At 66.6% G+C, this 22,313-nt stretch carries 34 protein-coding genes; 33 read left to right on the forward strand and 1 reads right to left on the reverse strand.

The window, feature by feature from the left end:
* The coding region (locus Q0044_RS01340; protein ID WP_298158600.1) for an EF-Tu C-terminal domain-related protein at window positions 1-119 on the forward strand (119 nt) is incomplete at its 5' end.
* Window positions 120-510: 391 nt separating this feature from the next.
* Window positions 511-1,302 (forward strand): hypothetical protein, encoded by a 792-nt coding sequence (locus Q0044_RS01345; protein ID WP_298158535.1) that lies wholly within the window; start codon window positions 511-513, stop codon window positions 1,300-1,302.
* Window positions 1,303-1,308: 6 nt separating this feature from the next.
* On the opposite strand, the gene Q0044_RS01350 is transcribed toward Q0044_RS01345, so the two are convergent.
* Window positions 1,309-1,473 (reverse strand): hypothetical protein, encoded by a 165-nt coding sequence (locus Q0044_RS01350; RefSeq protein ID WP_298158537.1) that lies wholly within the window; start codon window positions 1,471-1,473, stop codon window positions 1,309-1,311.
* A gap of 151 nt (window positions 1,474-1,624) precedes the next feature.
* Here Q0044_RS01350 and Q0044_RS01355 point away from each other — a divergent pair, with 151 nt between their 5' ends.
* The 31 genes from Q0044_RS01355 to Q0044_RS01505 all read left to right on the forward strand — a co-directional run.
* Window positions 1,625-2,770 (forward strand): GNAT family N-acetyltransferase, encoded by a 1,146-nt coding sequence (locus Q0044_RS01355; protein ID WP_298158539.1) that lies wholly within the window; start codon window positions 1,625-1,627, stop codon window positions 2,768-2,770.
* Window positions 2,771-2,781: 11 nt separating this feature from the next.
* Complete coding sequence (locus tag Q0044_RS01360; protein ID WP_298158541.1) at window positions 2,782-3,714, forward strand: cupin-like domain-containing protein; 933 nt, start codon at window positions 2,782-2,784, stop codon at window positions 3,712-3,714.
* Window positions 3,715-3,874: 160 nt separating this feature from the next.
* Window positions 3,875-4,813, forward strand: coding sequence for a GIN domain-containing protein (locus Q0044_RS01365; protein WP_298158543.1), 939 nt, complete (start codon window positions 3,875-3,877; stop codon window positions 4,811-4,813).
* Between the two features lie 426 nt (window positions 4,814-5,239).
* Window positions 5,240-5,545 carry a 30S ribosomal protein S10 gene (gene rpsJ, locus Q0044_RS01370; RefSeq protein ID WP_003164367.1) on the forward strand — a complete coding sequence of 102 codons (306 nt, stop codon included), beginning with the start codon at window positions 5,240-5,242 and terminating at the stop codon, window positions 5,543-5,545.
* A gap of 22 nt (window positions 5,546-5,567) precedes the next feature.
* Complete coding sequence (gene rplC, locus Q0044_RS01375; protein WP_298158544.1) at window positions 5,568-6,320, forward strand: 50S ribosomal protein L3; 753 nt, start codon at window positions 5,568-5,570, stop codon at window positions 6,318-6,320.
* A complete protein-coding gene (gene rplD / locus Q0044_RS01380; protein ID WP_298158546.1) occupies window positions 6,320-6,988 on the forward strand; it encodes a 50S ribosomal protein L4 in 669 nt (222 codons plus the stop codon). The genes rplC and rplD overlap by 1 nt, the downstream gene beginning before the upstream one ends.
* The gene (locus Q0044_RS01385; protein ID WP_298158548.1) at window positions 6,988-7,290 is read left to right on the forward strand and encodes a 50S ribosomal protein L23; all 303 of its coding nucleotides are present in this window, start codon (window positions 6,988-6,990) and stop codon (window positions 7,288-7,290) included. The genes rplD and Q0044_RS01385 overlap by 1 nt, the downstream gene beginning before the upstream one ends.
* A 4-nt stretch (window positions 7,291-7,294) precedes the next feature.
* The gene (rplB, locus tag Q0044_RS01390; protein WP_298158550.1) at window positions 7,295-8,128 is read left to right on the forward strand and encodes a 50S ribosomal protein L2; all 834 of its coding nucleotides are present in this window, start codon (window positions 7,295-7,297) and stop codon (window positions 8,126-8,128) included.
* Between the two features lie 2 nt (window positions 8,129-8,130).
* A complete protein-coding gene (rpsS, locus tag Q0044_RS01395; RefSeq protein WP_013268924.1) occupies window positions 8,131-8,409 on the forward strand; it encodes a 30S ribosomal protein S19 in 279 nt (92 codons plus the stop codon).
* A gap of 1 nt (window position 8,410) precedes the next feature.
* Complete coding sequence (gene rplV, locus Q0044_RS01400) at window positions 8,411-8,791, forward strand: 50S ribosomal protein L22 (RefSeq protein WP_298158552.1); 381 nt, start codon at window positions 8,411-8,413, stop codon at window positions 8,789-8,791.
* 1 nt (window position 8,792) lies between these two features.
* On the forward strand, window positions 8,793-9,542 hold the full coding sequence (gene rpsC / locus Q0044_RS01405; protein WP_298158554.1) for a 30S ribosomal protein S3: 750 nt from the start codon (window positions 8,793-8,795) through the stop codon (window positions 9,540-9,542).
* A gap of 5 nt (window positions 9,543-9,547) precedes the next feature.
* A complete protein-coding gene (rplP, locus tag Q0044_RS01410; RefSeq protein WP_298158555.1) occupies window positions 9,548-9,988 on the forward strand; it encodes a 50S ribosomal protein L16 in 441 nt (146 codons plus the stop codon).
* Entirely contained in the window at window positions 9,988-10,185 is a 198-nt protein-coding gene (gene rpmC, locus Q0044_RS01415; protein ID WP_271085875.1) for a 50S ribosomal protein L29, read from the forward strand. Before rplP ends, rpmC begins: the two co-directional genes overlap by 1 nt.
* Before the next feature lie 10 nt (window positions 10,186-10,195).
* Entirely contained in the window at window positions 10,196-10,447 is a 252-nt protein-coding gene (gene rpsQ / locus Q0044_RS01420) for a 30S ribosomal protein S17 (RefSeq protein ID WP_183213200.1), read from the forward strand.
* Window positions 10,448-10,465: 18 nt separating this feature from the next.
* Complete coding sequence (gene rplN, locus Q0044_RS01425) at window positions 10,466-10,834, forward strand: 50S ribosomal protein L14 (protein ID WP_077354965.1); 369 nt, start codon at window positions 10,466-10,468, stop codon at window positions 10,832-10,834.
* Between the two features lie 2 nt (window positions 10,835-10,836).
* Window positions 10,837-11,145 (forward strand): 50S ribosomal protein L24, encoded by a 309-nt coding sequence (gene rplX / locus Q0044_RS01430; RefSeq protein WP_298158563.1) that lies wholly within the window; start codon window positions 10,837-10,839, stop codon window positions 11,143-11,145.
* Window positions 11,145-11,705 (forward strand): 50S ribosomal protein L5, encoded by a 561-nt coding sequence (gene rplE / locus Q0044_RS01435; protein WP_298158565.1) that lies wholly within the window; start codon window positions 11,145-11,147, stop codon window positions 11,703-11,705. Before rplX ends, rplE begins: the two co-directional genes overlap by 1 nt.
* 19 nt (window positions 11,706-11,724) lie before the next feature.
* Window positions 11,725-12,030: a 30S ribosomal protein S14 gene (rpsN, locus tag Q0044_RS01440; protein ID WP_298158567.1), complete on the forward strand. Its 306-nt coding sequence runs from the start codon at window positions 11,725-11,727 to the stop codon at window positions 12,028-12,030.
* 14 nt (window positions 12,031-12,044) lie between these two features.
* Window positions 12,045-12,443 carry a 30S ribosomal protein S8 gene (gene rpsH, locus Q0044_RS01445; RefSeq protein WP_271085879.1) on the forward strand — a complete coding sequence of 133 codons (399 nt, stop codon included), beginning with the start codon at window positions 12,045-12,047 and terminating at the stop codon, window positions 12,441-12,443.
* A gap of 1 nt (window position 12,444) precedes the next feature.
* On the forward strand, window positions 12,445-12,978 hold the full coding sequence (gene rplF, locus Q0044_RS01450; protein WP_298158571.1) for a 50S ribosomal protein L6: 534 nt from the start codon (window positions 12,445-12,447) through the stop codon (window positions 12,976-12,978).
* A gap of 3 nt (window positions 12,979-12,981) precedes the next feature.
* The gene (gene rplR / locus Q0044_RS01455; protein ID WP_298158573.1) at window positions 12,982-13,344 is read left to right on the forward strand and encodes a 50S ribosomal protein L18; all 363 of its coding nucleotides are present in this window, start codon (window positions 12,982-12,984) and stop codon (window positions 13,342-13,344) included.
* 12 nt (window positions 13,345-13,356) lie between these two features.
* Window positions 13,357-13,980: a 30S ribosomal protein S5 gene (gene rpsE / locus Q0044_RS01460; RefSeq protein WP_298158576.1), complete on the forward strand. Its 624-nt coding sequence runs from the start codon at window positions 13,357-13,359 to the stop codon at window positions 13,978-13,980.
* Window positions 13,981-13,982: 2 nt separating this feature from the next.
* Window positions 13,983-14,162: a 50S ribosomal protein L30 gene (gene rpmD / locus Q0044_RS01465; RefSeq protein ID WP_298158578.1), complete on the forward strand. Its 180-nt coding sequence runs from the start codon at window positions 13,983-13,985 to the stop codon at window positions 14,160-14,162.
* A 197-nt stretch (window positions 14,163-14,359) separates the two neighbouring features.
* Window positions 14,360-14,953, forward strand: coding sequence for a 50S ribosomal protein L15 (gene rplO, locus Q0044_RS01470; protein WP_524536144.1), 594 nt, complete (start codon window positions 14,360-14,362; stop codon window positions 14,951-14,953).
* 117 nt (window positions 14,954-15,070) lie between these two features.
* Window positions 15,071-16,450 carry a preprotein translocase subunit SecY gene (gene secY / locus Q0044_RS01475; RefSeq protein ID WP_298158580.1) on the forward strand — a complete coding sequence of 460 codons (1,380 nt, stop codon included), beginning with the start codon at window positions 15,071-15,073 and terminating at the stop codon, window positions 16,448-16,450.
* Between the two features lie 64 nt (window positions 16,451-16,514).
* Window positions 16,515-17,081 carry an adenylate kinase gene (locus Q0044_RS01480; RefSeq protein ID WP_298158583.1) on the forward strand — a complete coding sequence of 189 codons (567 nt, stop codon included), beginning with the start codon at window positions 16,515-16,517 and terminating at the stop codon, window positions 17,079-17,081.
* 116 nt (window positions 17,082-17,197) lie between these two features.
* A complete protein-coding gene (locus tag Q0044_RS01485) occupies window positions 17,198-17,875 on the forward strand; it encodes an energy transducer TonB (protein WP_298158586.1) in 678 nt (225 codons plus the stop codon).
* Between the two features lie 71 nt (window positions 17,876-17,946).
* The gene (locus tag Q0044_RS01490) at window positions 17,947-20,415 is read left to right on the forward strand and encodes a zinc-dependent metalloprotease (RefSeq protein ID WP_298158589.1); all 2,469 of its coding nucleotides are present in this window, start codon (window positions 17,947-17,949) and stop codon (window positions 20,413-20,415) included.
* A 122-nt stretch (window positions 20,416-20,537) separates the two neighbouring features.
* Window positions 20,538-20,906, forward strand: coding sequence for a 30S ribosomal protein S13 (gene rpsM, locus Q0044_RS01495; protein WP_077357905.1), 369 nt, complete (start codon window positions 20,538-20,540; stop codon window positions 20,904-20,906).
* Between the two features lie 9 nt (window positions 20,907-20,915).
* Complete coding sequence (gene rpsK / locus Q0044_RS01500; protein WP_013268944.1) at window positions 20,916-21,305, forward strand: 30S ribosomal protein S11; 390 nt, start codon at window positions 20,916-20,918, stop codon at window positions 21,303-21,305.
* An 88-nt stretch (window positions 21,306-21,393) separates the two neighbouring features.
* Window positions 21,394-22,313 (forward strand): DNA-directed RNA polymerase subunit alpha (locus Q0044_RS01505; protein ID WP_298158597.1); only part of this gene is annotated, 920 nt, incomplete at its 3' end.

Consider the following 22,313-nt stretch of genomic DNA (forward strand, 5'->3'; position numbering starts at 1 on the left):
ACGCCGAGCTGAACGTCGAACTGATCACCCCGATCGCCATGGAAGAGAAGCTCCGCTTCGCCATCCGTGAAGGCGGCCGCACCGTCGGCGCCGGCGTCGTCGCCAAGATCGTCGAGTAAGAAGCCGCGAGCCTCCGCTGAGGCGAGCATAGGCTGACAAGAAAGAAGGCCCCCCGGTGCGAACCGGGGGGCCTTTTTCGTTTTCCCTTCTCCCCTTGCGGGAGAAGGTGGCTGAGCGAAGCGAAGTCGGATGAGGGGTCACGCCGACGTTTGAAGTGAACGTCGCAAGCCCTCAGTCCAGCCGCCGGCACGACCCCTCATCCGTCAGCCTTCGGCTGCCACCTTCTCCCGCAAGGGGAGAAGGGAAACGGGCCCATACCCATCAACACATCCCCCGATTTCCCCAATCGGATCAACGCCCGGCTCTGATGAGAGCCCTTTTACCCATCACCCCCTGAAACGCCCTCACACTGTCCGGTCCTTTTGCGGAGGCACGGACATGGATGAGCAGGTGACAAACAGCGGCCGGCAGGTCGCTCCCGATGAGGTCTGGGACACAGTGAAGGCCGACTATCTCGCCGGCCTGTCGGGGCCCGACTGCTGCCGGCGGCACGGTGTGAGCCTGTCGGCCTTGCGCAACCGGGCGGCGCGCGAGGGCTGGCGACGCTCGGACCAGCCGTGGATCCCGCCCCAGTCGCTCGATCCCTGGGACGAGGGCCGTCTGCTCGAAGAGCGCATTTTCGGAAATCTCGACCTGATCGAATGGGGCGACCTGTCGGGCGTCGCCGAGGCCCGGATGACGCGCGCTGTCCTGCGTGGCGACCCGGCCGAGTTCATGCGCTGGCACAAGGTCTGCGAAATCATCGACGCCCGGGAGGGCGAACTCCGCCGCTGGGCCGAGGAGGAAGAGGCCCGCAAATACCAGATCCGCGAGCGTGCCCGCGAGATCGAGGCCGCAGAGGCCGGACGGGACTCTGCGGACTATCTGGACTCTGAATTCAGGGAGCCCCTGGACCAGCAGGGGCCGGTGCGGGGCTTCCGCATCACCCGGGACGGCGAACTGGTGCGCGTTAAGCCACGTGAAGTGGACGACGCGGATGTCTCCTCCCTGTCGCGTAGCGATGGGGAGGTGGACGCGAGCTCTTCGCGAGCGGACGGAGGGGGCGACACGGTCTCACCGCATGTGCCCTCGCCAGCCTCCCACTCAAACACCACCTCGCCCCCTCCCTCACGGCGCCAAGCCCCGCCGCGCCACCTCCCCGGTCGCCACACGGCGAACGGAGAGGAAAACGGGCCGTCGTGACCCGACCTACCCGTTCGGCTTGCCCGTCGCCGGGTCGGTCGCGGTCTCGCCGGAGTTGCTTGATCCCTTCGACCCGACCGGCTCGGTCGCGGGCCGCGGCGGCTGGCCGGCGCCGGCGGGGCGCTGGTTCTCGTTTTCGGTCTGGCGCGGGGCGCGGGCGGGGTCGGTCATGGTCAGGCTCCTGTCGCGGACCCAACGCCCCGGCGCGGTTCCGGCTCCCCAACCTTTCGTTCACCACGCCATTACACCGTCCCGAAACGGCCCCTGGCCTAGGACTGAAGGCGGAACGCGCCTTGCTTGAAGGCACGGGTCGGAGACGTGCATGACCGGAACGCTACAGATCGAGGTCGTCAAGGCGGACCAGTTGACGGTCGCGGACCGGGTGCTGTGGCGCGCCATGGTCGAGGCCAATCCCGATCTGGCCAGCCCCTATTTCCGTTGGGAGTTCACCGAGATCGCGTCCCGCGTCAGCCCGCACGCCGCCGTCGCGATCTTCAGCCGGGGCGGCCGCACGATCGGCTATTTCCCGCACCAGCGGCGCGGCTCGGCCATCCAGCCGCTCGGCGCGCCGATGAACGACTATCACGGCGTCATCGCCATGCCGGGCGAGGCACCGTCCCTGGCGACTGTCGCGGCCCTGCTGAATGCGCCCCGGCTGAACGTCTCGGCCTGGGTCGGGCCGTCGGGCGCCGGCGAGCTGCGCGAGACCCTGATGACCGTCACACCCGAGGAGGGATTCGACGCCTGGTACGCCGAGCGTCGCCAGACCTGGGGCAAATACTTCAAGGACAAGGAGCGGGCCCGCCGCAGTCTCGAAACCGAACTGGGGTCGATCCGCGTCGAGCTCGACCTGAGGGATCCCGGCCTGCTCGACCATCTGATCGGGCTGAAGCGCGCTCAATATGCCCGCACCGGTCGCCACGACATCTTCGCCTGCGGCTGGACCCGCGATCTGCTGCACGCCCTGATGGCCTCGGAGCACGCCGACTTCGGCGGCTCGATGGCCGCGCTCTGGGCCGGGGACCGGCTGACGGCGATCGAATACTCCCTGCACGCGGGCGACCGCTACCATTTCTGGTTCCCGGCCTATGAGCCGGGCCTGGCGCGCTGTTCGCCCGGCATCCTCCTGACCATGGATACGATGCGGCTGGGCTGCGAGACGGGCTTCCGGGTATTCGACTTCGGCTTCGGGGGCGAGGGCTACAAGAAGTATTTCTGCAACGCGACCCAGACGGTGCGCGAGGCCGTGATCCTGAGGCCCGGCGTCGGGTCGATGCTGTCTGACGCTGCCGTGGGTCTGTTGAACACCGCCGCCGGCGGCAGGGGCGAGCGGCTGCGCACCAGCGTGCGACGCCGCTGGGCCGCGATCGAGGCCTGCGAGACCACCCCCGCCAACCGCCTGATGGGCGCGGTCGCCGCCGCCGGCGCGGCCATGAAGAAGGTGAGCGGCGCCCGCCACGCCGCCTGATCGAGATGAGCATGACCCAGACCAGCACGACTGCAGACCTTGGCCGCCGCACCCGCTATCCCGGCCCGATCGATCAGGCCAAAAAGCACCCCCACGGCCTGGTCGAGCAGGGCTTCGCCACCGACGAGGCCCTGGCGGAGATCCTGCACCGCTATCCGGCCGAGCTCTTCGACATCAACCTGTATGACTACGACGACGAGGGTCAGGTCTCGCTGCGCACCGGCGCGCGCGGCGGTCTCTCGGGCGACCAGTTGCTGGCGGCCATCCAGGCCGGACGGCTCTGGGTCAACCTGCGTCAGGCCGAGGCGGGCTGCCCCGACCTGTGGAACGCCGCCATGGGCGAGTTCCGGACGATCCAGGCCACCTATCCCGGCATGAGGGCAGTGACCAACGCCGGCCAGCTGATCATCTCCTCGCCGGTCGCCAAGGTGCCCTATCATTTCGACGCCGCCGGGGTGATCCTGTTCCATCTGCGGGGCCGCAAACGGCTCTTCATCTATCCGGGCGACGAGGCGCATCTGCCCGAGGCGGCGATGGAGCAGGTCGTGGCCCGGCAAACGACCGAGGAATTGCCCTATAACCGCGCCTTCGAGGCCGACGCCCAGGTCATGGATCTGGAGCCCGGCGAGGCCCTGACCTGGCCGCTCTATGCGCCGCACCGGGTCGAGAACCTCGACAGGTTCTGCGTCTCCCTGTCGATGGACTTCCAGACCTGGCCCACGCGGTTCCGCAACGGCGCCATCTACACCAATGCCGTGATCCGCAGCCGCGGAGGGCGGCCGCGCTTCACCGACGGCATGTCGACCCCGGAACTGGCCGCCCGCTGGGCCGCCTCCCTGGCCCTGCGCCGGGTCGGGGGACTCAAGAGCCGGATCGAGCATTTCGAGCGCGATTTCACCCCGGACGTCGGCGCCGCCGACGGGGCAGGGGCCCTCCAGACCTGAACTGCCGCCTTACCGCGAGTTCACATAGGTGGCGCTGTCGCCTGACGGCGGGGCCGTTCAGGCGACGGCAGGTGAATTCGAGGTCATGACGTCGAGTTAAACTGACTTCCGTTCATCGCAGGGTCAGGTTCGTCTCAACTTCAGGAGAGGAACCCCCGTCATGAAAGCTTTCGCAACCGCCGCCGCCTCCATCGCCCTGCTGGCCGCCCTCGGCGCCGCCGCCCCGGCCTCGGCCAAGGCGGAACGCGAAGTCCGCATCCGCTACGCCGCCGCCCGCGTCGTGGTCATCGTCGAGAACCGCGCCGATATCGCCGTCGAGATCGAGCCGGGTTCCGGCGGCCTGCCCCTGCCGACCGTGACCCGTTCGGGCGACGAGGTCCGCATCAACGGCAACCTCGGCCGCAACGCCTTCCGCCGCTGCCAGAGCGGCCCCGCCGACGCCCGCCAGCCGGGCCAGGGTGCCTCGGTCGAGGTCCGCCAGCACGGCCGGGTCAACCTTGAGACCGCGCCCCTGATCGTGGTCCGTACCCCGCCGGCCGTGGACATCTCGACCGAACAGTCCGCCGTCTTCGGCGCCATCGGCCGCGGCGCGACCTCGATCGAACTGGGCAGCGGCGGCTGCGGCGACTGGACCGTGGCCAACACGGCCGGCTCCGCGGACCTGTCCATCGGCGGCTCGGGCTCGATCCGCGCCGGGACGTCGGGCAGCCTCGAGGTCGCCATCGGCGGGTCCGGCCGCATCACCGCCGGCGCGACCGGCGATCTTGACGCTTCCATCGGCGGCTCGGGCACGATCGTGGTGGTCAGCGCCTCGGGCCAGGTCGATGCGGCCATCGGCGGCTCCGGCGACATCCGCGTCAACGGCGGACGGCCGACCTCTGTAGATGCGGCCATCGGCGGCTCGGGCGACATCACGATCACTGGCGATACAGGCCCTCTGGAGGCCGCTGTCGCCGGTTCGGGCGACGTCACGGTCACCGGCACGGTCGCCAGCCTCGAAGCCAGCCTGGTCGGCGGCGGCGACGTCCGGGTCGGCCGGGTCACCGGCTCGGTGTCCCAGTCTGTCATGGGCGGAGGCCGGGTGCGAATCGGCGACTGAGCGTCCTGAACTCGGTCTGCTGAAGCGACGGCCCGGGCGAGTGGAACCGCCCGGGCCGTCTTGCTGTCTTCATCCCTGCGGATTGAAGCGTAGCCTACGGAAAGAACCTCGGCCGGCGACGACGGATCGCCCCCTGCGCGAGAGAAAGTCGGCTTCGGACCCCCGAGCCGCTTGACCAGAACGGAATCAATCGTCATAAGCGCCAACTCTTGTTGGACTGGCTGTGCGGGAAACCGCAGACGCAGTTCGCAGGAACGACCTGAGTGCCTGTTCTTTGCAGCTTCTTGGGACTTCACGGCCTTCGCGGGAGACTGCGTGGGCCGATCGTTTTTGCGAAGTGCGTACCTGGGGGTTTCGACCCCAAGGCTCCGGTCTTTGAAATGGTTCACAGGACGCAGGTTCGCCTGCTTGGGAAATACGACCGATATGGATCAAAGCATCCGCATCAGGCTCAAGGCCTTCGATCACCGCGTCCTCGACTTTTCGACGCGCGAAATCGTGAATACGGCCAAGCGCACGGGCGCCACTGTTCGTGGTCCGATCCCGCTGCCGACCCTGATCGAAAAGTTCACCGTGAACCGCTCGCCGCACGTCGACAAGAAGTCGCGCGAGCAGTTTGAAATCCGCACGCACAAGCGTGTCCTCGACATCGTCGACCCCACCCCGCAGACCGTGGACGCGCTCATGAAGCTCGACCTGTCCGCCGGCGTGGACGTCGAGATCAAGATTTAAAGAAACAAAGGCGGGATCCGATATGCGCACGGGCGTGATCGCCAAGAAGCTGGGCATGACCCGCGTGTTCGCCGAAGACGGCGCGCACGTTCCGGTCACTGTGCTACAGCTCGACGACTGTCAGGTCGTCGGCCAACGCACTCAGGAGCGGGACGGCTACGTCGCCCTGCAGCTGGGCGCCGGGGCCAAGAAGGCAAAGAATACCAACAAGGCTCAACGCACGACCTTCGCAACGGCGGAAGTCGAGCCCAAGCACGTCGTCATGGAGTTCCGCGTGTCGGACGACGCCATGATCGACGTCGGAGCGACCCTCACGGCTGACCACTTCGTCGTCGGCCAGAAGGTCGACATCCAGGGCGAGACGATTGGCAAGGGCTTCGCCGGCGGCATGAAGCGCTGGAACTTCGGCGGTCTGCGGGCCACGCACGGCGTGTCGCTGTCGCACCGTTCGCTGGGCTCCACCGGTCAGCGTCAGGACCCGGGCAAGACCTTCAAGGGCAAGAAGATGGCCGGTCAGCTCGGTAACGAGACGATCACCACCCAGAACCTGACGGTCGTCCGTGTCGACGCCGAGCGCGGCCTTATCCTGGTCAAGGGCGCAGTCCCCGGCCACGAAGGCTCGTGGGTCAAGGTCCGCGACGCTCACAAGAAGTCGCATGCCGACCTGCCGTTCCCCGGCTCGTTCAAGACCAAGGGCGGCGCTGCAGCCGCTCCGGCCGAAACGCCGGCTGAAGAGCCGGTCGCGGTCGAAACCGTCGAAGGCGGTGAAGCGTAATGAAACTCTCGGTCATCAAACTCGACGGCAAGGCCTCGGGCGACGTTGAACTGTCGGACGCCGTCTTCGGCATCACCGACATTCGCGGCGACCTTCTGGCCCGCTACGTCAACTGGCAGCTGGCCAAGCGCCGCGCCGGCACCCACAAGGTTCAAACCCGCAACGAGAACTCTCGTACGGGCAAGAAGATGTACAAGCAGAAGGGCACCGGCGGCGCCCGTCACGGTTCGCGTCGTGCGCCCCAGTTCGTCGGCGGTTCGCGCGCCTTCGGCCCGATCGTCCGCGATCACGGTTTCGACCTTCCCAAGAAGGTTCGCGCCCTGGCCCTGCGTCACGCCCTGTCCTCCAAGGCGAAGTCCGGCGATCTCGTCGTCGTCGACGCCCTGACGGTCAAGGACGCCAAGACCTCCGCCCTGCGCGAGACCTTCGGCAAGCTGGGCTGGACCCGCACGCTGATCATCGCCGGTCCGGAAGTCGACGCGAACTTCGCGCTGGCCTCGCGGAACATCCCGCAGATCCACGTGCTGCCGAACGCCGGCCTGAACGTCTATGACATCCTGCGCGCCGACAAGCTGGTGCTCTCGAAGGCCGCCGTCGAAGCCATCGAAGCCCGCTACGCCGACATGAAGCCGTCGCGTCGCGAGCAAGCCGAGAAGGACGCCGCGTAATGGCTGCCCAACCCACCGCCAAACACTACGACACCATCCTGTCGCCGATCATCACCGAGAAGGCGACGATCCTGTCGGAGCAAAACAAGGTCGTGTTCCGCGTTGCCGGAACCTCGACCAAGGACGAGATCGCCGCTGCAGTCGAAAGCCTGTTCAAGGTCAACGTCCTGAAGGTCAACACCCTGGTCCAGAAGGGCAAGACCAAGCGCTTCCGCGGCATCATGGGCCGTCGGGTCGACATCAAAAAAGCGATCGTGACGCTGGCCGACGGCCAGTCGATCGACGTCACCACGGGGCTCTAATCAGATGGCCTTGAAAACATACAATCCGACTTCGCCGGGCCGTCGCGCCCTGGTGCTGATCGACCGTTCGGAGCTCTTCAAGGGCCGTCCGGAAAAGTCGCTGACCGAAGGCCTGACCAAGTCGGGCGGACGGGGTCAGGGCGGTCGCATCGCTGTCCGTTTCCGCGGCGGCGGCGCCAAGCGCCTGTATCGCAAGATCGACTTCAAGCGTCGCAAGTTCCAGACGGCGACCGTCGAGCGGCTGGAGTACGACCCCAACCGCACCGCCTTCATCGCCCTCATCAACTATGAGGACGGCGAAAAGGCCTACATCATCGCGCCGCAACGCCTGAAGGCGGGCGACACGATCGTGGCCGGCGAAAAGACGGATGTTAAGCCGGGCAACGCCATGCCGCTGCGCTCGATCCCCGTCGGCACCATCATCCACTGCGTGGAAATGAAGCCGGGCAAGGGCGCCCAGCTGGCCCGTTCGGCCGGCGCCTACGCCCAGCTGGTGGGTCGCGATCAGGGTTACGCCCAGATCCGCCTCGGCTCCGGCGAACTGCGCATGGTTCTGGACGGCTGCATGGCCACGGTGGGCGCCGTTTCGAACGCCGACCACATGAACCAGAACCTCGGCAAGGCCGGTCGCGTTCGTCACATGGGCTTCCGCCCGCATGTTCGCGGCGTCGCCATGAACCCGATCGACCACCCGCACGGTGGTGGTGAAGGCCGGACCTCTGGTGGTCGGACCCCGGTTACGCCGTGGGGCAAGGACACCAAGGGCACCCGCACCCGCAAGAACAAGGCGACGGACAAGTTCATCATCCGTACCCGCCACGTTAAGAAGGCTCGCTAAAGATGGCTCGTTCCTCCTGGAAAGGCCCGTTCGTCGACGGGTATCTGCTCAAGAAGGCCGACGCCGTTTCGACGTCGGGCCGCAAGGACGTGATCAAGACCTGGTCGCGCCGCTCCACCATCCTGCCGCAGTTCGTGGGCCTGACGTTCGGCGTCCACAACGGTCACAAGCACGTTCCCGTGCACGTGAACGAGGACATGGTCGGCATGAAGCTGGGCGAGTTCTCGCCCACCCGTTCGTTCCCCGGCCACGCCGCGGACAAGAAGGCGAAGCGGAAGTAAGATGCCAAAGACCAACAATCCCCGTCGCGTCGGTCTGACCGAAGCCCGCGCCAAGCTGGTGAACGTCCGGATCAGCCCCCAGAAGCTGAATCTGGTCGCCGCCTCGATCCGTGGTCTGCCGGTGCAGAAGGCGCTGAACGAACTCGAGTTCAGCCGCAAGCGCATCTCGGACGACGTCCGCAAGGTTCTGTATTCGGCCGTGTCGAACGCCGAGAACAACCACAACCTCGACATCGACAATCTGGTGGTCGCCGAGGCCTTCGTGGGCAAGAACCTGGTGATGAAGCGTTTCGCGAGCCGTGCTCGTGGTCGCTCGTCGCGTATCCTGAAACCGTTCAGCGAGATCACCATCGTGGTCCGTGAAGCCGGCGAGGCCGCCTGATATGGGTCAGAAAATCAATCCGATCGGTTTCCGCCTCGGCGTGAACCGTACGTGGGACAGCCGCTGGTTCGCCGACGGCCCGACCTACGCCCGTCTGCTGCACCAGGACCTGGCGCTGCGCACGTGGCTCAAGGAACGCCTGAACGCCGCCGGCGTCTCGCGCATCATCATCGAGCGTCCGCACAAGAAGTGCCGCGTGACGATCTACGCCGCCCGTCCGGGTGTCGTGATCGGCAAGAAGGGCGCTGACATCGAGAAGCTCCGCAAGGACATCTCGGCCCGTACCGAAGGCGAAGTTCACCTGAACATCGTCGAGGTCCGGAAGCCCGAAACCGACGCCCAGCTGATCGCCGAGAACATCGCGCAGCAGCTGGAACGCCGGATCGCCTTCCGTCGCGCCATGAAGCGTTCGATGCAGTCGGCCATGCGCCTGGGCGCCAAGGGCGTTCGCATCAACGTGTCGGGCCGCCTCGGCGGCGCGGAAATCGCGCGGATGGAATGGTATCGCGAAGGCCGTGTGCCGCTGCACACCCTGCGCGCCGACATCGACTACGGCTTCATCCAGGCCAAGACGACCTACGGCATCATCGGCGTGAAGGTCTGGGTGTTCAAAGGCGAAGTGCTCGAGCACGACCCGATGGCCCAGGACAAGCGCTGGGCCCAGGAAGCTGCCGGCCCGTCGTCCAACGAAGGCCGCGAACGTGGTGGCCCGCGCGGTGACCGTGGTCCCCGCCGTGGCCGTGAGGGCTAGGGAATATGCTGCAGCCTAAGAAAACCAAGTACCGGAAGGCCTTCAAGGGCCGTATCCACGGTGCCGCCAAGGGTGGCTTCTCGCTGAACTTCGGTTCGTACGGCCTGAAGACCCTCGAGCCGGAACGCATCACCGCGCGTCAGATCGAGGCGGCCCGCCGCGCGATCACCCGCCAGATGAAGCGTCAGGGCCGTGTCTGGATCCGCGTCTTCCCGGACGTTCCCGTCTCGGGCAAGCCTGCCGAAGTCCGCATGGGCAAGGGCAAGGGCGCCGTGGATCACTGGGCGGCGCGCTGCCACCCGGGCCGGATCCTCTTTGAAATCGACGGCGTCGCCGACGACATCGCCCGCGAGGCGCTGCGTCTTGGCGCCGCCAAGCTGCCGGTCCGCACCAAGGTGGTCACCCGCCTGGACGCCGGTATCGCGCACGTGGAGCACGTCGCCTGATGACCAAGATCGCCGATCTGCGCTCGCAGACGCCGGACCAGCTGGGCGACCAGCTGCTCTCGCTGAAGAAAGAGCAATTCAACCTGCGCTTCCAGGCCGCCACCGGCCAGATGGAAAAGACTCACCGCGTTGGTGAAGTTCGCAAAGACATCGCCCGCATCTCGACGCTTCTGCGTGAGAAGCGGTCGGCCTCGTAAGGAAACCACTATGCCCAAGCGAATTCTCGAAGGCGTGGTCGTGTCCGACAAGGGCGACAAGACCGTCGTCGTCGTCGTCCAACGCACGCTGCTGCACCCGGTCATGAAGAAGATCGTGCGCCTCTCCAAGAAGTACCACGCCCACGACGAAGCGAACGCCTTCAAAGAAGGCGACGTCGCCCGCATCGTCGAGTGCGCCCCGAAGTCCAAGCTGAAGCGTTGGGAGGTCCTCTCGAAGGACACCCCGGCCTCGGCGTCGTAATCAGAGGGATCTGACACTATGATCCAGATGCAAACTAACCTGGAGGTAGCCGATAATTCGGGTGCTCGCCGGGTCATGTGCATCAAGGTGCTCGGCGGCGCTAAGCGTCGCTACGCCTCGGTGGGCGACACGATCGTCGCCTCGGTCAAGGAAGCGATTCCTCGTGGCCGCGTCAAAAAGGGTGAAGTGGTTCGCGCGATCGTCGTGCGCACCGCCAAGGACATCCAGCGCAAGGACGGCTCGGTCATTCGTTTCGACAAGTCGGCCGCCGTCATCGTCAACAAGCAGAACGAGCCGGTCGGCACGCGGATCTTCGGCCCTGTTCCTCGCGAACTGCGCGCCAAGAACCACATGAAGATCATCTCGCTGGCCCCGGAGGTCCTGTAACCATGGCCGCCAAGATCAAAAAGGGCGACCGCGTCGTCGTCCTCGCCGGCAAGGACAAGGGCCGCACCGGTGAAGTCACCAAGGTGCTGCCGACCGAAAACCGCGTCCTGGTCCAGGGCGTGAACATGGTCCAGCGCCACACGCGTCCGACCCAGGGCGACCCCCAGGGCGGCATCAAGAACAAGGAAGCGTCGCTTCACCTGTCGAACGTCGCGATCGCCGACGCCAACGGCAAGGCGAGCCGCGTCGGCTTCCGCATGGAAGGCGACAAGAAGGTTCGCTTCGCCAAGACGACCGGAGACGTCATCTAATGGCCGATACCAAATACACCCCGCGGCTCAAGACCGAGTTCAACGACCGCATCAAGGGCGTGATGACCGAGAAGTTCGGTTACACCAACCCGATGCAGATGCCGCGTCTGGACAAGATCGTCCTGAACATGGGCATCGGTGAAGCCGTCGCCGACTCCAAGAAGGCCAATGCGGCCCTCAAGGATCTGACCGCGATCGCCGGCCAGAAGGCTGTGGCCACCAAGGCCCGCAACTCCATCGCCGGCTTCAAGCTGCGCGAAGGCATGGTCATCGGCGGCAAGGTCACCCTGCGCGGCGACCAGATGTACGAGTTCCTCGACCGTCTGATCACGATCGCCCTGCCGCGCGTGAAGGACTTCCGTGGCCTCAAGCCGACGTCGTTCGACGGTCGCGGCAACTACGCCATGGGCCTCAAGGAGCACATCGTGTTCCCGGAGATCAATTACGACCAGATCGACCAGATGTGGGGCATGGACATCATCGTCTGCACCACGGCCAGGACCGACGACGAGGCGCGCGCGCTTCTGACCGAGTTCAAGTTCCCGTTCGTGAAGAACTGAGCGGGAAGGGAAAAGCAAAATGGCAAAGAAAAGCGCCGTAAACCGCAACGAAATGGTCAAGGCCATGGTTGCGAAGTATGCCGCGAAGCGGGCCGCCCTCAAGGCGACCGCCAACGACGAGAGCCTGCCTCTGGAAGAGCGTTTCGACGCCCGCCTGAAGCTGGCCGAGCTGCCGCGTAACTCGGCCGCCGTCCGGATCCGCAACCGCTGCGAAGTGACGGGCCGTCCGCGGGCCTTCTATCGCAAGCTCAAGATGAGCCGGATCGCGCTGCGCGAACTCGGCAACCTGGGACAGATCCCGGGCCTGACGAAGTCCAGCTGGTAAGGGGAGCGACAGACATGATGATCAACGATCCCCTGAGCGACATGATCGCTCGCATGAAGAACGCGGCCATGCGCAAGCGTTCGAAAGTGCTCACCCCGGCCTCCCGTCTGCGCCAGCGCGTCCTCGACGTGCTGCAGGACGAAGGCTACATCCGCGGCTATTCGCTGGTTCAGAACCCCGGCGAGTTCCCGCAGTTCGAGATCGAGCTCAAGTATTTCGACGGCCAGCCGGTCATCGCTGAAATCGCTCGCGTGTCCAAGCCGGGCCGCCGCGTCTATTCGGCGATCACCGACCTGAAGCCGGTCAAGAACGGCCTGGGCATCTCGATCCTTTCGACTTCGAAGGGTGTCATGTCCGACGCCGCTGCTCGCGACGCCAACGTCGGCGGCGAAGTCCTCTGCAGGGTCTACTAAGATGTCCCGTATCGGAAAACGTCCCATCACCGTGCCGAAAGGCGTGACCGTCACCATCGACGGCCAGACCGTGACCGTGAAAGGCCCCAAGGCCGAGCGTTCGTGGACTGTCGCTGAAGAAGTCGAGGTCACCCAGGAAGACGGCGCCCTGAACCTGGCGATCCGCACCGACACCCAGCGCGCCCGCGCGATGTGGGGTCTGTCGCGCACGCTGCTCGACAACATGGTCGTCGGTGTCACCGACGGCTTCGAGCGCACGCTCGAGCTGGTCGGCGTGGGTTACCGCGCCGCCATGAAGGGCAACGACCTGTCGCTGCAACTCGGCTTCTCGCATGAAGTGGACATCAAGGCTCCGGCCGGCGTGACCTTCGCGGTGCCGAAGCAGACCGAGATCAAGATCTCGGGCCCGGACAAGCAGGTGGTCGGTGAACTGGCCGCCAACATCCGCAAGCTGCGTCCGCCGGAGCCCTACAAGGGCAAGGGCGTCCGCTACGCCGGCGAGAAGGTTCGTCGCAAGGAAGGCAAGAAGAAGTAAGCCATGGCTCTTTCTCTGCAACAACAAGCCAAGAAGCGCACCGAGCGCAACCGTCGTCGCCTCAAGGCTGTCGGCAACGGGCGTCTGCGCCTGTCCGTGCACCGCTCGGACAAGAACATCTCGGCCCAGATCATCGACGACCTCAAGGGCGTCACGGTGGCTTCGGCGTCTTCGCTGGAAGGCGAAAAGGCCGGCACCTCCAAGGGCTCGAACGTCGAGGCCGCTGCTGCGATCGGCAAGCTGGTCGCCCAGCGCGCCATCGAGAAGGGCGTCACCGATGTGGTCTTCGACCGCGGCGGCTACATCTATCACGGACGGGTGAAGGCGCTGGCGGATGCCGCGCGTGAAGCCGGCCTGAACTTCTAAGGGATCTGACAGATGGCACAGGCGCCTCAACGTGGCGGCGGCGGCGGCAACGACCGCAATCGTCGCGACAACAACCGCAATGGCCCCGTCGCTGACGGTCCGGATTCGGACATCGTCGAAAAGCTGGTCCACATCAACCGCGTCGCAGCCACCGTCAAAGGCGGCCGTCGTTTCTCCTTCGCAGCCCTGATGGTCGTCGGCGACGGCAAGGGTCGCGTGGGCTTCGGTCACGGCAAGGCGCGCGAAGTGCCGGAAGCCATCCGCAAGGCGACCGAAGAAGCCAAGAAGACGATGATCCGCGTTCCGCTGCGCGAGAATCGCACCCTGCACCACGACGGCAACGGCCGTTGGGGCGCCGGCAAGATCATGATGCGCGCCGCCCCTCCGGGAACCGGCGTCATCGCGGGCGGTCCGATGCGCGCGGTCCTGGAAACCCTCGGCGTCCATGACGTCGTGGCCAAGTCCACGGGCTCGTCCAACCCCTACAACATGATCCGTGCGACGTTCGAGGCGCTGAAAGTCCAGTCCTCGCCGCGCCAGGTCGCTTCGAAGCGCGGCAAGAAGGTCTCCGACCTGATGGGCCGCCGCAACGACGGCGCCTCGGCGCCGGTCGAAGCCGAAGCCGTGGAGTCCTGATTATGGCGACCGTCACCATCAAGCAGATCGGTTCGCCGATCCGCCGCAAGAACGACCAGCGCGCCACCTTGGTGGGCCTGGGTCTGAACCGCATGGGCCGCGAGTCCACGCTGGAAGACACCCCCTCGGTGCGCGGGATGATCGCCAAGGTCGCCCACCTGACCGAGATCGTCGAAAAGTAAGCCTTTTCCTCTCCGTCAGGGGAGGACAGGGCGATCGGTGAGGGCGGCTCGCGAGAGTCGCCTTTACTGCTTTCCGGGGAGCCGCTATAGCGCGCGACCTTGACGTTCCGGGTTCGGTCCATTCGCCGTTCCCGCCTTAGACCAACCAGCCGAGTCCGGGTCTGACCCGGGCGCTAGAACCCGAAAGGATCAGGCACATGAAACTGAACGAAATTCGCGACAACGAAGGCGCCCACAAGAAGCGTATGCGCGTCGGCCGCGGCCCGGGTTCGGGCAAGGGCAAGACCGCCGGTCGCGGCGTCAAGGGCCAGAAGTCGCGTTCGGGCGTTGCCATCGGCGGCTTCGAAGGCGGCCAGATGCCCCTGTACATGCGTATGCCCAAGCGCGGCTTCAACAATCCCAACGCCCTGAAGCTGGCCGAAGTGAACCTGTGGCGCCTGCAGGACGCCATTGACGGCGGCAAGCTGGACATCAAGGGCGAGATCAAGGGCGACGCCCTGGTCGCCGCCGGCGTGATCCGTCGCGTCAAGGACGGCGTCCGCCTGCTGGGCACCGGCGAGCTCAAGTCGGCCGTGAACCTGATCGTGTGGTCGGCCTCGGCCGGCGCGATCAAGGCGATCGAGGCCGCCGGCGGTTCGGTCGTTCAGGAGCGTATCGCTGCTGAAGCCAAGGCTGCGGCGCGCGTCGAGAAGCGCAACGCCGCCAAGGGCAAGGTCCCGGCTCCGAAGGCTCCCCGTGGCGACGCCAACAAGATCTCGGCGCGCACGACCCGCACGGCCGCCAAGGCTTAATCCAATAAAGCGCGGGGGGCGGTCTCGCTAAGGGGCCCCCCTTCGCCTATCTGGACGAAGGCGTCGGATTCGGAAGCGGATCGGACGCCGCGTACTGACAAGTCGGGGTAACGACACATGGCTTCGGCCGCCGAACAACTCGCCGCCAATATGAACATGGGCTCGTTCGCGAAAGCGACCGAGCTTCACAAGCGTCTGCTGTTCACGCTTGGCGCGCTTCTCGTCTACCGCATCGGCACCTATGTGCCGATCCCGGGCATCAACTCCGCCGCCTTCCTGCAGTTCTTCCAGGATCCGGACGGACAGCGCGGCGTCCTGGACATGTTCAACATGTTCTCGGGCGGCGCCGTGGAACGGATGGCCGTCTTCGCGCTGAACGTGACGCCCTACATCTCGGCCTCGATCATCGTCCAGCTGATGGGCAGCGTGTATCCGCCGTGGGAGAAGCTGAAGAAGGAAGGCGGCGAAAGCGGCCGCAAGCAGCTGAACCAGTACACCCGCTATCTGACGGTGTTCCTGGCTCTGGCCCAGTCCTTCGGCATCGCAGCGGGCCTCAACGCCCAGCCCGGCCTGATTGACGAGCCCGGCGTCTTCTTCATCGCGACCACGGTCGTCTCCCTGACGGGCGGCACCATGTTCCTGATGTGGCTGGGTGAGCAGGTGACGGCGCGCGGTGTCGGCAACGGCATTTCGCTGATCATCTTCGCCGGTATCGTCGCGGTCCTGCCGGGCACGGTCGCCCGTATGCTCGGTCTGGCCCAGCAGGGTCAGATGTCGGCCTTCGCCCTCCTGTTCCTCGCGGTCCTGGCCGTGGCGACCGTCGTCTTCATCGTCTTCATGGAACGGGCCCAGCGTCGTCTGCTGATCCAGTATCCGAAGCGCCAGGAAGGCAACCGGATGGCCGGGGGCGAGCGTTCGTTCCTGCCGCTGAAGGTCAATACCGCCGGGGTCATCCCGCCGATCTTCGCCTCGTCGCTGCTGCTCCTGCCGACCACGGTCGCGCAGATGACGGCGACGGCCGATCTGCCGGCATGGATGAGCTGGCTTCCGATCGTGACCGCCCAGCTGAGCCATGGCCAGCCGCTGTTCATGGCGCTGTACGCGGCCCTGATCATCTTCTTCTGCTTCTTCTACACCTCGATCACCTTCAACCCTGAAGACACGGCCGAGAACCTGAGGAAGTACGGCGGCTTCCTGCCGGGCATCCGTCCGGGCAAGCGCACGGCGGAATATCTGGACTATGTCCTGACCCGTCTGACCGTGATCGGAGCCGCCTACATCACGGCCGTCTGCCTTCTGCCCGAGTTGCTGGTCGCACAGATGGGCAACAGCCTGTACTTCGGCGGCACCTCGATCCTGATCGTCGTGTCGGTGACCATGGACACGGTGGCGCAGATCCAGTCGCAGCTTCTGGCCCACCAGTACGAAGGCCTGATCAAGAAGGCCCGTCTGCGCGGTCGTGGCGGACGCGGTGCGCCCGCGCCGGTTCGTCGCTGAGGCGATGTTCGGCTGGCTGAAACGCAAGCGACTTGAGCCCAAGAGCCCGGGGAGGGGCCTGAACATGAACCTGATCCTGTTCGGGCCCCCTGCGGCCGGCAAGGGCACCCAGGCCAAGCGGCTGGTCGAACAGCGTGGCATGGTCCAGCTTTCGACCGGCGACATGCTGCGCGAGGCCATCGCCTCCGGCTCGGAACTGGGCCAGCAGTGCAAGGAGATCATGGCGCAAGGCGGTCTGATCGCCGATGACATCGTCATCGCCCTGATCGAGGCCCGTCTGAAGGAAGCCGAAGAGGCCGGCGGCGCCATCTTTGACGGCTTTCCCCGCACGATCGCCCAGGCCGAAGCCCTGGACGCCATGCTCGCCAAGCTGGGCAAGCAGATCGACCGGGTGGTCCGGCTCAAGGTCGATGATGCTGCGCTGACGGAGCGGATTTCCAAGCGCTTCGCCGAACAGGGCCGTCCGGACGACAATCCGGAGAGCTTCAAGGTCCGGCTGGACGCCTACAACCGCAACACCGCGCCGCTGTTGCCCTACTACAGCGACAAGGGTCTGCTGACCGAGGTCGACGGCATGGGCTCGATCGAGACGGTGGCCTCGGCCATCGATGCGGCCCTGGACGTCGCCTGACCTGAACCGGAGCTGACCCTTCTCCCTTCCCGCGCGTTCAGACGGGCATGGTAGAAGCGGTCGTGGTCCATCTTCCATCCTCTCCGCGAGCCCGTCATGCGGGCCGGGCGGGCGCTGTGGCGCTGGTCGTCCTGGTCCATATGGGACTGTTCGCCGCCATCGGCATGGGACGGGTCGAGTCGATTGATGTCCCTTTGCGCACGCCGGTCGATGTCGAACTGGTCCGACCCTTCACGCCGCCACCGCCTCCGCCGCCTCCTCCCGCAGCCGTGGCGGATCCCGGAGGCGGGGCACCCGCTGCGCCGTCCCGCGCGCATGTGACACCCACGCCGCCCGAACGCCCGCCCGAACTGCCCGTCGCTCCGCCGACGCCCGCGCCGGCCCCGACGCTGGTCGTCGGCGCATCCCCGACGGCCAGCCTGAACACCGGTCTCGGTCAGGGCGGAGAGGGAAGCGGGACGGGCTCTGGAATCGGGGAAGGCGACGGGCCGGGCTCGGGCGCGGGCCCCATGATCCTGCGCGGGGCCTCCAGCGGCGAGATACTGGCCTTTGTACCACCGGAGGCGCGGCGTCAGCGCCGGGCGGGGCGGAGCGCGGTCAACTGCGTCATCCGCGCCGACACCCGTCTGGAAGGCTGCCGGGTCGTCGACGAGTCTCCGGCGGGCTTCGGCTTCGGCGCCGCCGGCGTCCGCGTCGCCGAGACCCATTTCCGCTTCCGCCCGCCGACGACGGCCTCGGGCCGCCCGGTGGAGGGCTTCCGGGTCACGGTCACGGTCAACTTCGGCCGCCAGTAGGGCTCCGGCGGTTTGACAGCCGCCCGGCAATCACCCCCAAGATGCGCCGCATCGTTGCGATGGGGGCGTCCATGACTTTCAGGTTCGGCAAGACGGCGACGGCGATCGGCCTGGCGCTCGCGATGGGTGCAGCGGCGGTCCCCGCAGCGGCCCAGACCACGCCCCCAACCTATGCCGCGAGCGTCGAGGGCCTGACGCGTCAGGACGGTCTCCTGACCCTGTTCACCGACCCGGCCTCGGGCAAGGTCCTGCTGCAACTGCCCGCCGCCGGCGCGGACGGGACCTTGGCGCGCGTCATCCATCATACGGCCCTGCGCACCGGCGTCGGCTCCGCCGTCACCGGCCTCGACCGTGCCCAGATCGGTCCGACCAACGTTCTGGCCTTCCGCCGCATCGGCAAACGCGTGGTCGCCGAGTTTGAAAACCCCCGCTATCGGGCCCCCGCCGGATCGGCCGAGGAACAGGCTGCGGCGCGCGACGCCTTCGTCGGCTCCACGATCTGGGCCGGAGACGTCCTCGCCACGGCCCCGGACGGCTCGGTCCTGGTCGACATCTCGGGATTCATCACCCGCGACGCTCACGGTATCGTGCAGAGCCTTGCGCAGTCGGGGCAGGGGACCCTGCGTCCCGTCGCCGACCTGACGATGGTCGACGCCGCCCAGGCCAAAGCCTTCCCTGACAATGTCGAGCTGGAGGCCCGCCTGACCTTCTCCGTCGACGGCCCCGGTCCGGTCCTGCGCCAGATCGCGCCCGACGCCCGGCTGGCGACCTTCACAGTGCGCCACAGCTTCATCCGCCTGCCCGACGCCGGCTATGCCCCGCGCCCCTATGATCCGCGCACGGGGGCCCTCAGCACCGTGGTCACTGATTTCTCGGCTCCACTGGACGCGCCGATCGTCAGCCGCCTCGCCAACCGCTTCCGGCTGGTGAAGACCGATCCGTCAGCGGCGCGGTCGACTGTGGTCGAGCCCATCGTCTTCTATGTGGACCGCGCCGCGCCCGAGCCGATCCGCTCGGCCCTGGTCGAGGGCGCCCTGTGGTGGGCCGACGCCTTCGACCGCGCCGGATACATCGATGCCTTCCGCGTCGAGGTCCTGCCGGAGGGCGTCGATCCGCTGGACGCCCGCTACAACGTCATCAACTGGGTCAACCGCGCGACGCGCAGCTGGTCCTACGGCCAGAGCGTGGTCGATCCGCGCACCGGCGAGATCGTCAAGGGCAGCGTCCTCCTGGGTTCGCTACGGATCCGCCAGGACATGCTGATCTTCGAAGGCCTCGTCGGCGCCGACCAGACGGGGGCGGGCGGCCCCAATGATCCTCAGGCCATCGCCCTGGCCCGTATCCGGCAGCTCTCGGCGCACGAGGTCGGTCACGCCATCGGCCTGCTGCACAATTTCGCGGCCTCGACCCAGGACCGCGCCTCGGTGATGGACTATCCGGTGCCGCAGATCGCGGTGAACGGCGACCGTCTCGATTTCTCGGACGCCTACGCCGTCGGCATGGGCGGATGGGACCGGTTCGCCATCGACTGGCTCTACGCCGATGTCGATCAGGCCGAGCTGGACCGCCGTGCCGCTGCCGGGGCTGCGACCTGGCGCTTCGTCTCCGATCCCGACGCCCGGGTCGGCGGCGACGCCCAGGCCTGGGGCAGTCTTTGGGACAACGGCTCAGACCCGGTCGCGGAACTGGAACACCTGATGCAGGTGCGGCGGGTGGCCCTGGACCATTTCGGGTTGGACAACCTGCCCGCCGGTTCGGCCGTGAACGACCTGCGTCGCCGGCTCGTGCCGATCTATCTGTATCATCGGTACCAGGTCGACGCGGTGGCCAAGCTGGTCGGCGGCCTCGACTATGGCTACCCGGTCACGGGCGACGGCCATGAGGCGGCGACGGCCGTCCCCGCCGCGACCCAGCGGGCTGCGCTCGCGGGTCTGATCGCGACCCTGTCGCCCGCGGAGCTCGACCTGCCGGATACTCTTCTGGCCCTGCTGGCCGCCCAGCAGTCGGGTGACAACGACCCCCAGCATGACATCGAGGTCTTCGCCACGCGTCAGGGACGGGTCTTCGACGCCGGCAGCGCGGCCGAAGCGGCCGCCGATATCACCCTCAACGCCCTGTTCGCCCCGCAACTGCTTGAGCGCCTGACCGACATCGGACGCCGCGACGCCTCGGCCCTCGGCCTGACCGAGACCCTGGACGCGGTGACCGGGGCCGTGTTCGCACCCGCCCCCCGCCGCCTCGGCGAACCCGCGCGCCGGGTTCAGGCCCGCACGATCCTGACCCTCGCGGGCCTGCTGCGGTCCGACGAGGTTTCCGCTACGACGGCGGCGGTGGTCTCCGATCGGCTCGAGGTCCTGGCCGCACGTCTGGCGACATCGCGCGCCTCCGACCCCGTCCAGCGCGCCCATGATCGCTGGCTCGGTGCTCTGCTGCAGGACCGCGAGAGGCTGGACCAGTTGCTGGAGGCCAAACGCATCGAAACCCCGACGCCTCCGGGCAGTCCGATCGGGGCCGAGGCCTGCTGGCACTGCGGAACATGATCGGGCCGGTTGACGGAAACTGAATCACCTGTATAAGGCCCGCTTCCGCGAAAGACGCGCACGCTCCTGGTCTGTTGACCGGAGCGGTTTCTGCGTCTGATCACGCGCATCTGGAGAGCTACGTGGCCCGTATTGCTGGCGTCAACATTCCGACCAACAAGCGCGTGGAAATCGCGCTTCAGTACATTCATGGCATCGGCCCCGCCGCCGCCAAGGACATCACCGGCAAGGTGGGCATCGAGGCCTCGCGCCGCGTGAACCAGCTGACCGACGCCGAAGTCCTGCAGATCCGCGAGACGATCGACAAGGATCACACCGTCGAGGGCGACCTGCGCCGCGAGACGTCGATGAACATCAAGCGTCTGATGGACCTGGCCTGCTACCGCGGCCTGCGTCACCGCAAGGGCCTGCCGGTCCGCGGCCAGCGCACGCACACCAACGCCCGCACCCGCAAGGGTCCCGCCAAGCCGATCGCCGGCAAGAAGAAGTAAGACAGACACATGGCCAAGGAACCGGGTCGCGTAAAGAAGCGCGAGCGCAAGAACATCACCTCGGGCGTCGCCCACGTGAATGCGTCTTTCAACAACACCATGATCACGATCACCGATGCCCAGGGCAACGCGATCTCGTGGTCGTCGGCGGGTCACATGGGCTTCAAGGGTTCGCGCAAGTCGACCCCTTACGCCGCCCAGATGGCCGCCGAAGACGCCGGCAAGAAGGCCCAGGAACACGGCGTCAAGACGCTGGAAGTCAACGTCTCGGGTCCGGGTTCCGGCCGTGAGTCCGCGCTCCGCGCCCTGCAGTCGGTCGGCCTGACCATCACGACCATCCGCGACGTCACCCCGATGCCGCACAACGGTTGCCGTCCGCCCAAGCGCCGCCGCGTCTAAGCGTACCGACCGCCGCCGACCCCATTCTCCGCCGGTTCCGCCTCCCTGACGAGGTGAGAGGAACCGGCGACACTCGTTAGGGACACCTATGATCGAACGTAACTGGCAAGAGCTGATCCGTCCCGAGAAGCCGCAGATCGAACTCGGCTCCGACGCCCAGCGCAAGGCGCGCCTGGTGGCCGAGCCCCTCGAACGCGGTTTCGGTGTGACGCTCGGCAACGCCCTGCGCCGCGTGCTTCTGTCGTCGCTGCAAGGCGCGGCCGTGACCGCCATCCAGATCGATGGCGTCGTGCACGAATTCTCGTCGCTGGAAGGCGTCCGTGAAGACGTCGTCGACATCGTGCTGAACATCAAGCAGCTGGCGCTGCGCATGCACGCCGAAGGCCCCAAGCGCATGACCCTGCGCGCCACCGGCCCCGGCCCCGTGACCGCCGGCCAGATCGACGTCCCCGCGGACATCGAGGTGCTGAACCCGAACCACGTCATCTGCACCCTGGATGACGGCGCTTCGATCCGCATGGAACTGACCGTCCAGAACGGCAAGGGCTATGTCGCGTCGGAGTTCAACCGTCCGGAAGACGCCCCGATCGGCCTGATCGCCGTCGACGCCCTGTATTCGCCGGTCAAGCGCGTCGCCTATCGCGTCGAGCCGACCCGCCAGGGCCAGTCGCTGGACTACGACAAGCTGGTGCTGGAAGTCGAAACCAACGGTGCCGTGTCGCCTGTGGACGCCGTGGCCTACGCCTCGCGCATCCTTCAGGACCAGCTGCAGATCTTCATCACCTTCGACGAGCCGAAGAAGGCTGTGGAAGCGACGGACGGCAAGCCCGATCTGCCGTTCAACCCGGCCCTGCTGAAGAAGGTCGACGAACTGGAACTGTCGGTCCGTTCGGCCAACTGCCTGAAGAACGACAACATCGTCTACATCGGCGACCTGATCCAGAAGACCGAGGGCGAGATGCTTCGCACCCCGAACTTCGGCCGCAAGTCGCTGAACGAGATCAAGGA

This window comes from Brevundimonas sp., from assembly GCF_027484365.1.
GTDB lineage: Bacteria > Pseudomonadota > Alphaproteobacteria > Caulobacterales > Caulobacteraceae > Brevundimonas.

Excerpts from the sequence above, each read along its gene's own strand:
- rplO (WP_524536144.1), top strand. The coding sequence starts at position 14,360 with ATGAAACTGAACGAAATTCGCGACAACGAAGGCGCCCACAAGAAGCGT.
- Q0044_RS01365 (WP_298158543.1), top strand. The coding sequence starts at position 3,875 with ATGAAAGCTTTCGCAACCGCCGCCGCCTCCATCGCCCTGCTGGCCGCC.
- rpsS (WP_013268924.1), top strand. The coding sequence starts at position 8,131 with ATGGCTCGTTCCTCCTGGAAAGGCCCGTTCGTCGACGGGTATCTGCTC.
- rplP (WP_298158555.1), top strand. The coding sequence starts at position 9,548 with ATGCTGCAGCCTAAGAAAACCAAGTACCGGAAGGCCTTCAAGGGCCGT.
- rpsC (WP_298158554.1), top strand. The coding sequence starts at position 8,793 with ATGGGTCAGAAAATCAATCCGATCGGTTTCCGCCTCGGCGTGAACCGT.
- rplB (WP_298158550.1), top strand. The coding sequence starts at position 7,295 with ATGGCCTTGAAAACATACAATCCGACTTCGCCGGGCCGTCGCGCCCTG.
- Q0044_RS01490 (WP_298158589.1), top strand. The coding sequence starts at position 17,947 with ATGACTTTCAGGTTCGGCAAGACGGCGACGGCGATCGGCCTGGCGCTC.
- rpsN (WP_298158567.1), top strand. The coding sequence starts at position 11,725 with ATGGCAAAGAAAAGCGCCGTAAACCGCAACGAAATGGTCAAGGCCATG.
- rpsQ (WP_183213200.1), top strand. The coding sequence starts at position 10,196 with ATGCCCAAGCGAATTCTCGAAGGCGTGGTCGTGTCCGACAAGGGCGAC.
- rpsK (WP_013268944.1), top strand. The coding sequence starts at position 20,916 with ATGGCCAAGGAACCGGGTCGCGTAAAGAAGCGCGAGCGCAAGAACATC.
- Q0044_RS01355 (WP_298158539.1), top strand. The coding sequence starts at position 1,625 with ATGACCGGAACGCTACAGATCGAGGTCGTCAAGGCGGACCAGTTGACG.
- rpmD (WP_298158578.1), top strand. The coding sequence starts at position 13,983 with ATGGCGACCGTCACCATCAAGCAGATCGGTTCGCCGATCCGCCGCAAG.
- Q0044_RS01480 (WP_298158583.1), top strand. The coding sequence starts at position 16,515 with ATGAACCTGATCCTGTTCGGGCCCCCTGCGGCCGGCAAGGGCACCCAG.
- rpsJ (WP_003164367.1), top strand. The coding sequence starts at position 5,240 with ATGGATCAAAGCATCCGCATCAGGCTCAAGGCCTTCGATCACCGCGTC.
- Q0044_RS01350 (WP_298158537.1), bottom strand. The coding sequence starts at position 1,473 with ATGACCGACCCCGCCCGCGCCCCGCGCCAGACCGAAAACGAGAACCAG.
- rplF (WP_298158571.1), top strand. The coding sequence starts at position 12,445 with ATGTCCCGTATCGGAAAACGTCCCATCACCGTGCCGAAAGGCGTGACC.
- rpsE (WP_298158576.1), top strand. The coding sequence starts at position 13,357 with ATGGCACAGGCGCCTCAACGTGGCGGCGGCGGCGGCAACGACCGCAAT.
- rpsH (WP_271085879.1), top strand. The coding sequence starts at position 12,045 with ATGATGATCAACGATCCCCTGAGCGACATGATCGCTCGCATGAAGAAC.
- Q0044_RS01385 (WP_298158548.1), top strand. The coding sequence starts at position 6,988 with ATGGCTGCCCAACCCACCGCCAAACACTACGACACCATCCTGTCGCCG.
- rplX (WP_298158563.1), top strand. The coding sequence starts at position 10,837 with ATGGCCGCCAAGATCAAAAAGGGCGACCGCGTCGTCGTCCTCGCCGGC.
- rplC (WP_298158544.1), top strand. The coding sequence starts at position 5,568 with ATGCGCACGGGCGTGATCGCCAAGAAGCTGGGCATGACCCGCGTGTTC.
- rplN (WP_077354965.1), top strand. The coding sequence starts at position 10,466 with ATGATCCAGATGCAAACTAACCTGGAGGTAGCCGATAATTCGGGTGCT.
- rplD (WP_298158546.1), top strand. The coding sequence starts at position 6,320 with ATGAAACTCTCGGTCATCAAACTCGACGGCAAGGCCTCGGGCGACGTT.
- rpmC (WP_271085875.1), top strand. The coding sequence starts at position 9,988 with ATGACCAAGATCGCCGATCTGCGCTCGCAGACGCCGGACCAGCTGGGC.
- rplE (WP_298158565.1), top strand. The coding sequence starts at position 11,145 with ATGGCCGATACCAAATACACCCCGCGGCTCAAGACCGAGTTCAACGAC.
- Q0044_RS01360 (WP_298158541.1), top strand. The coding sequence starts at position 2,782 with ATGACCCAGACCAGCACGACTGCAGACCTTGGCCGCCGCACCCGCTAT.
- rplV (WP_298158552.1), top strand. The coding sequence starts at position 8,411 with ATGCCAAAGACCAACAATCCCCGTCGCGTCGGTCTGACCGAAGCCCGC.
- secY (WP_298158580.1), top strand. The coding sequence starts at position 15,071 with ATGGCTTCGGCCGCCGAACAACTCGCCGCCAATATGAACATGGGCTCG.
- rplR (WP_298158573.1), top strand. The coding sequence starts at position 12,982 with ATGGCTCTTTCTCTGCAACAACAAGCCAAGAAGCGCACCGAGCGCAAC.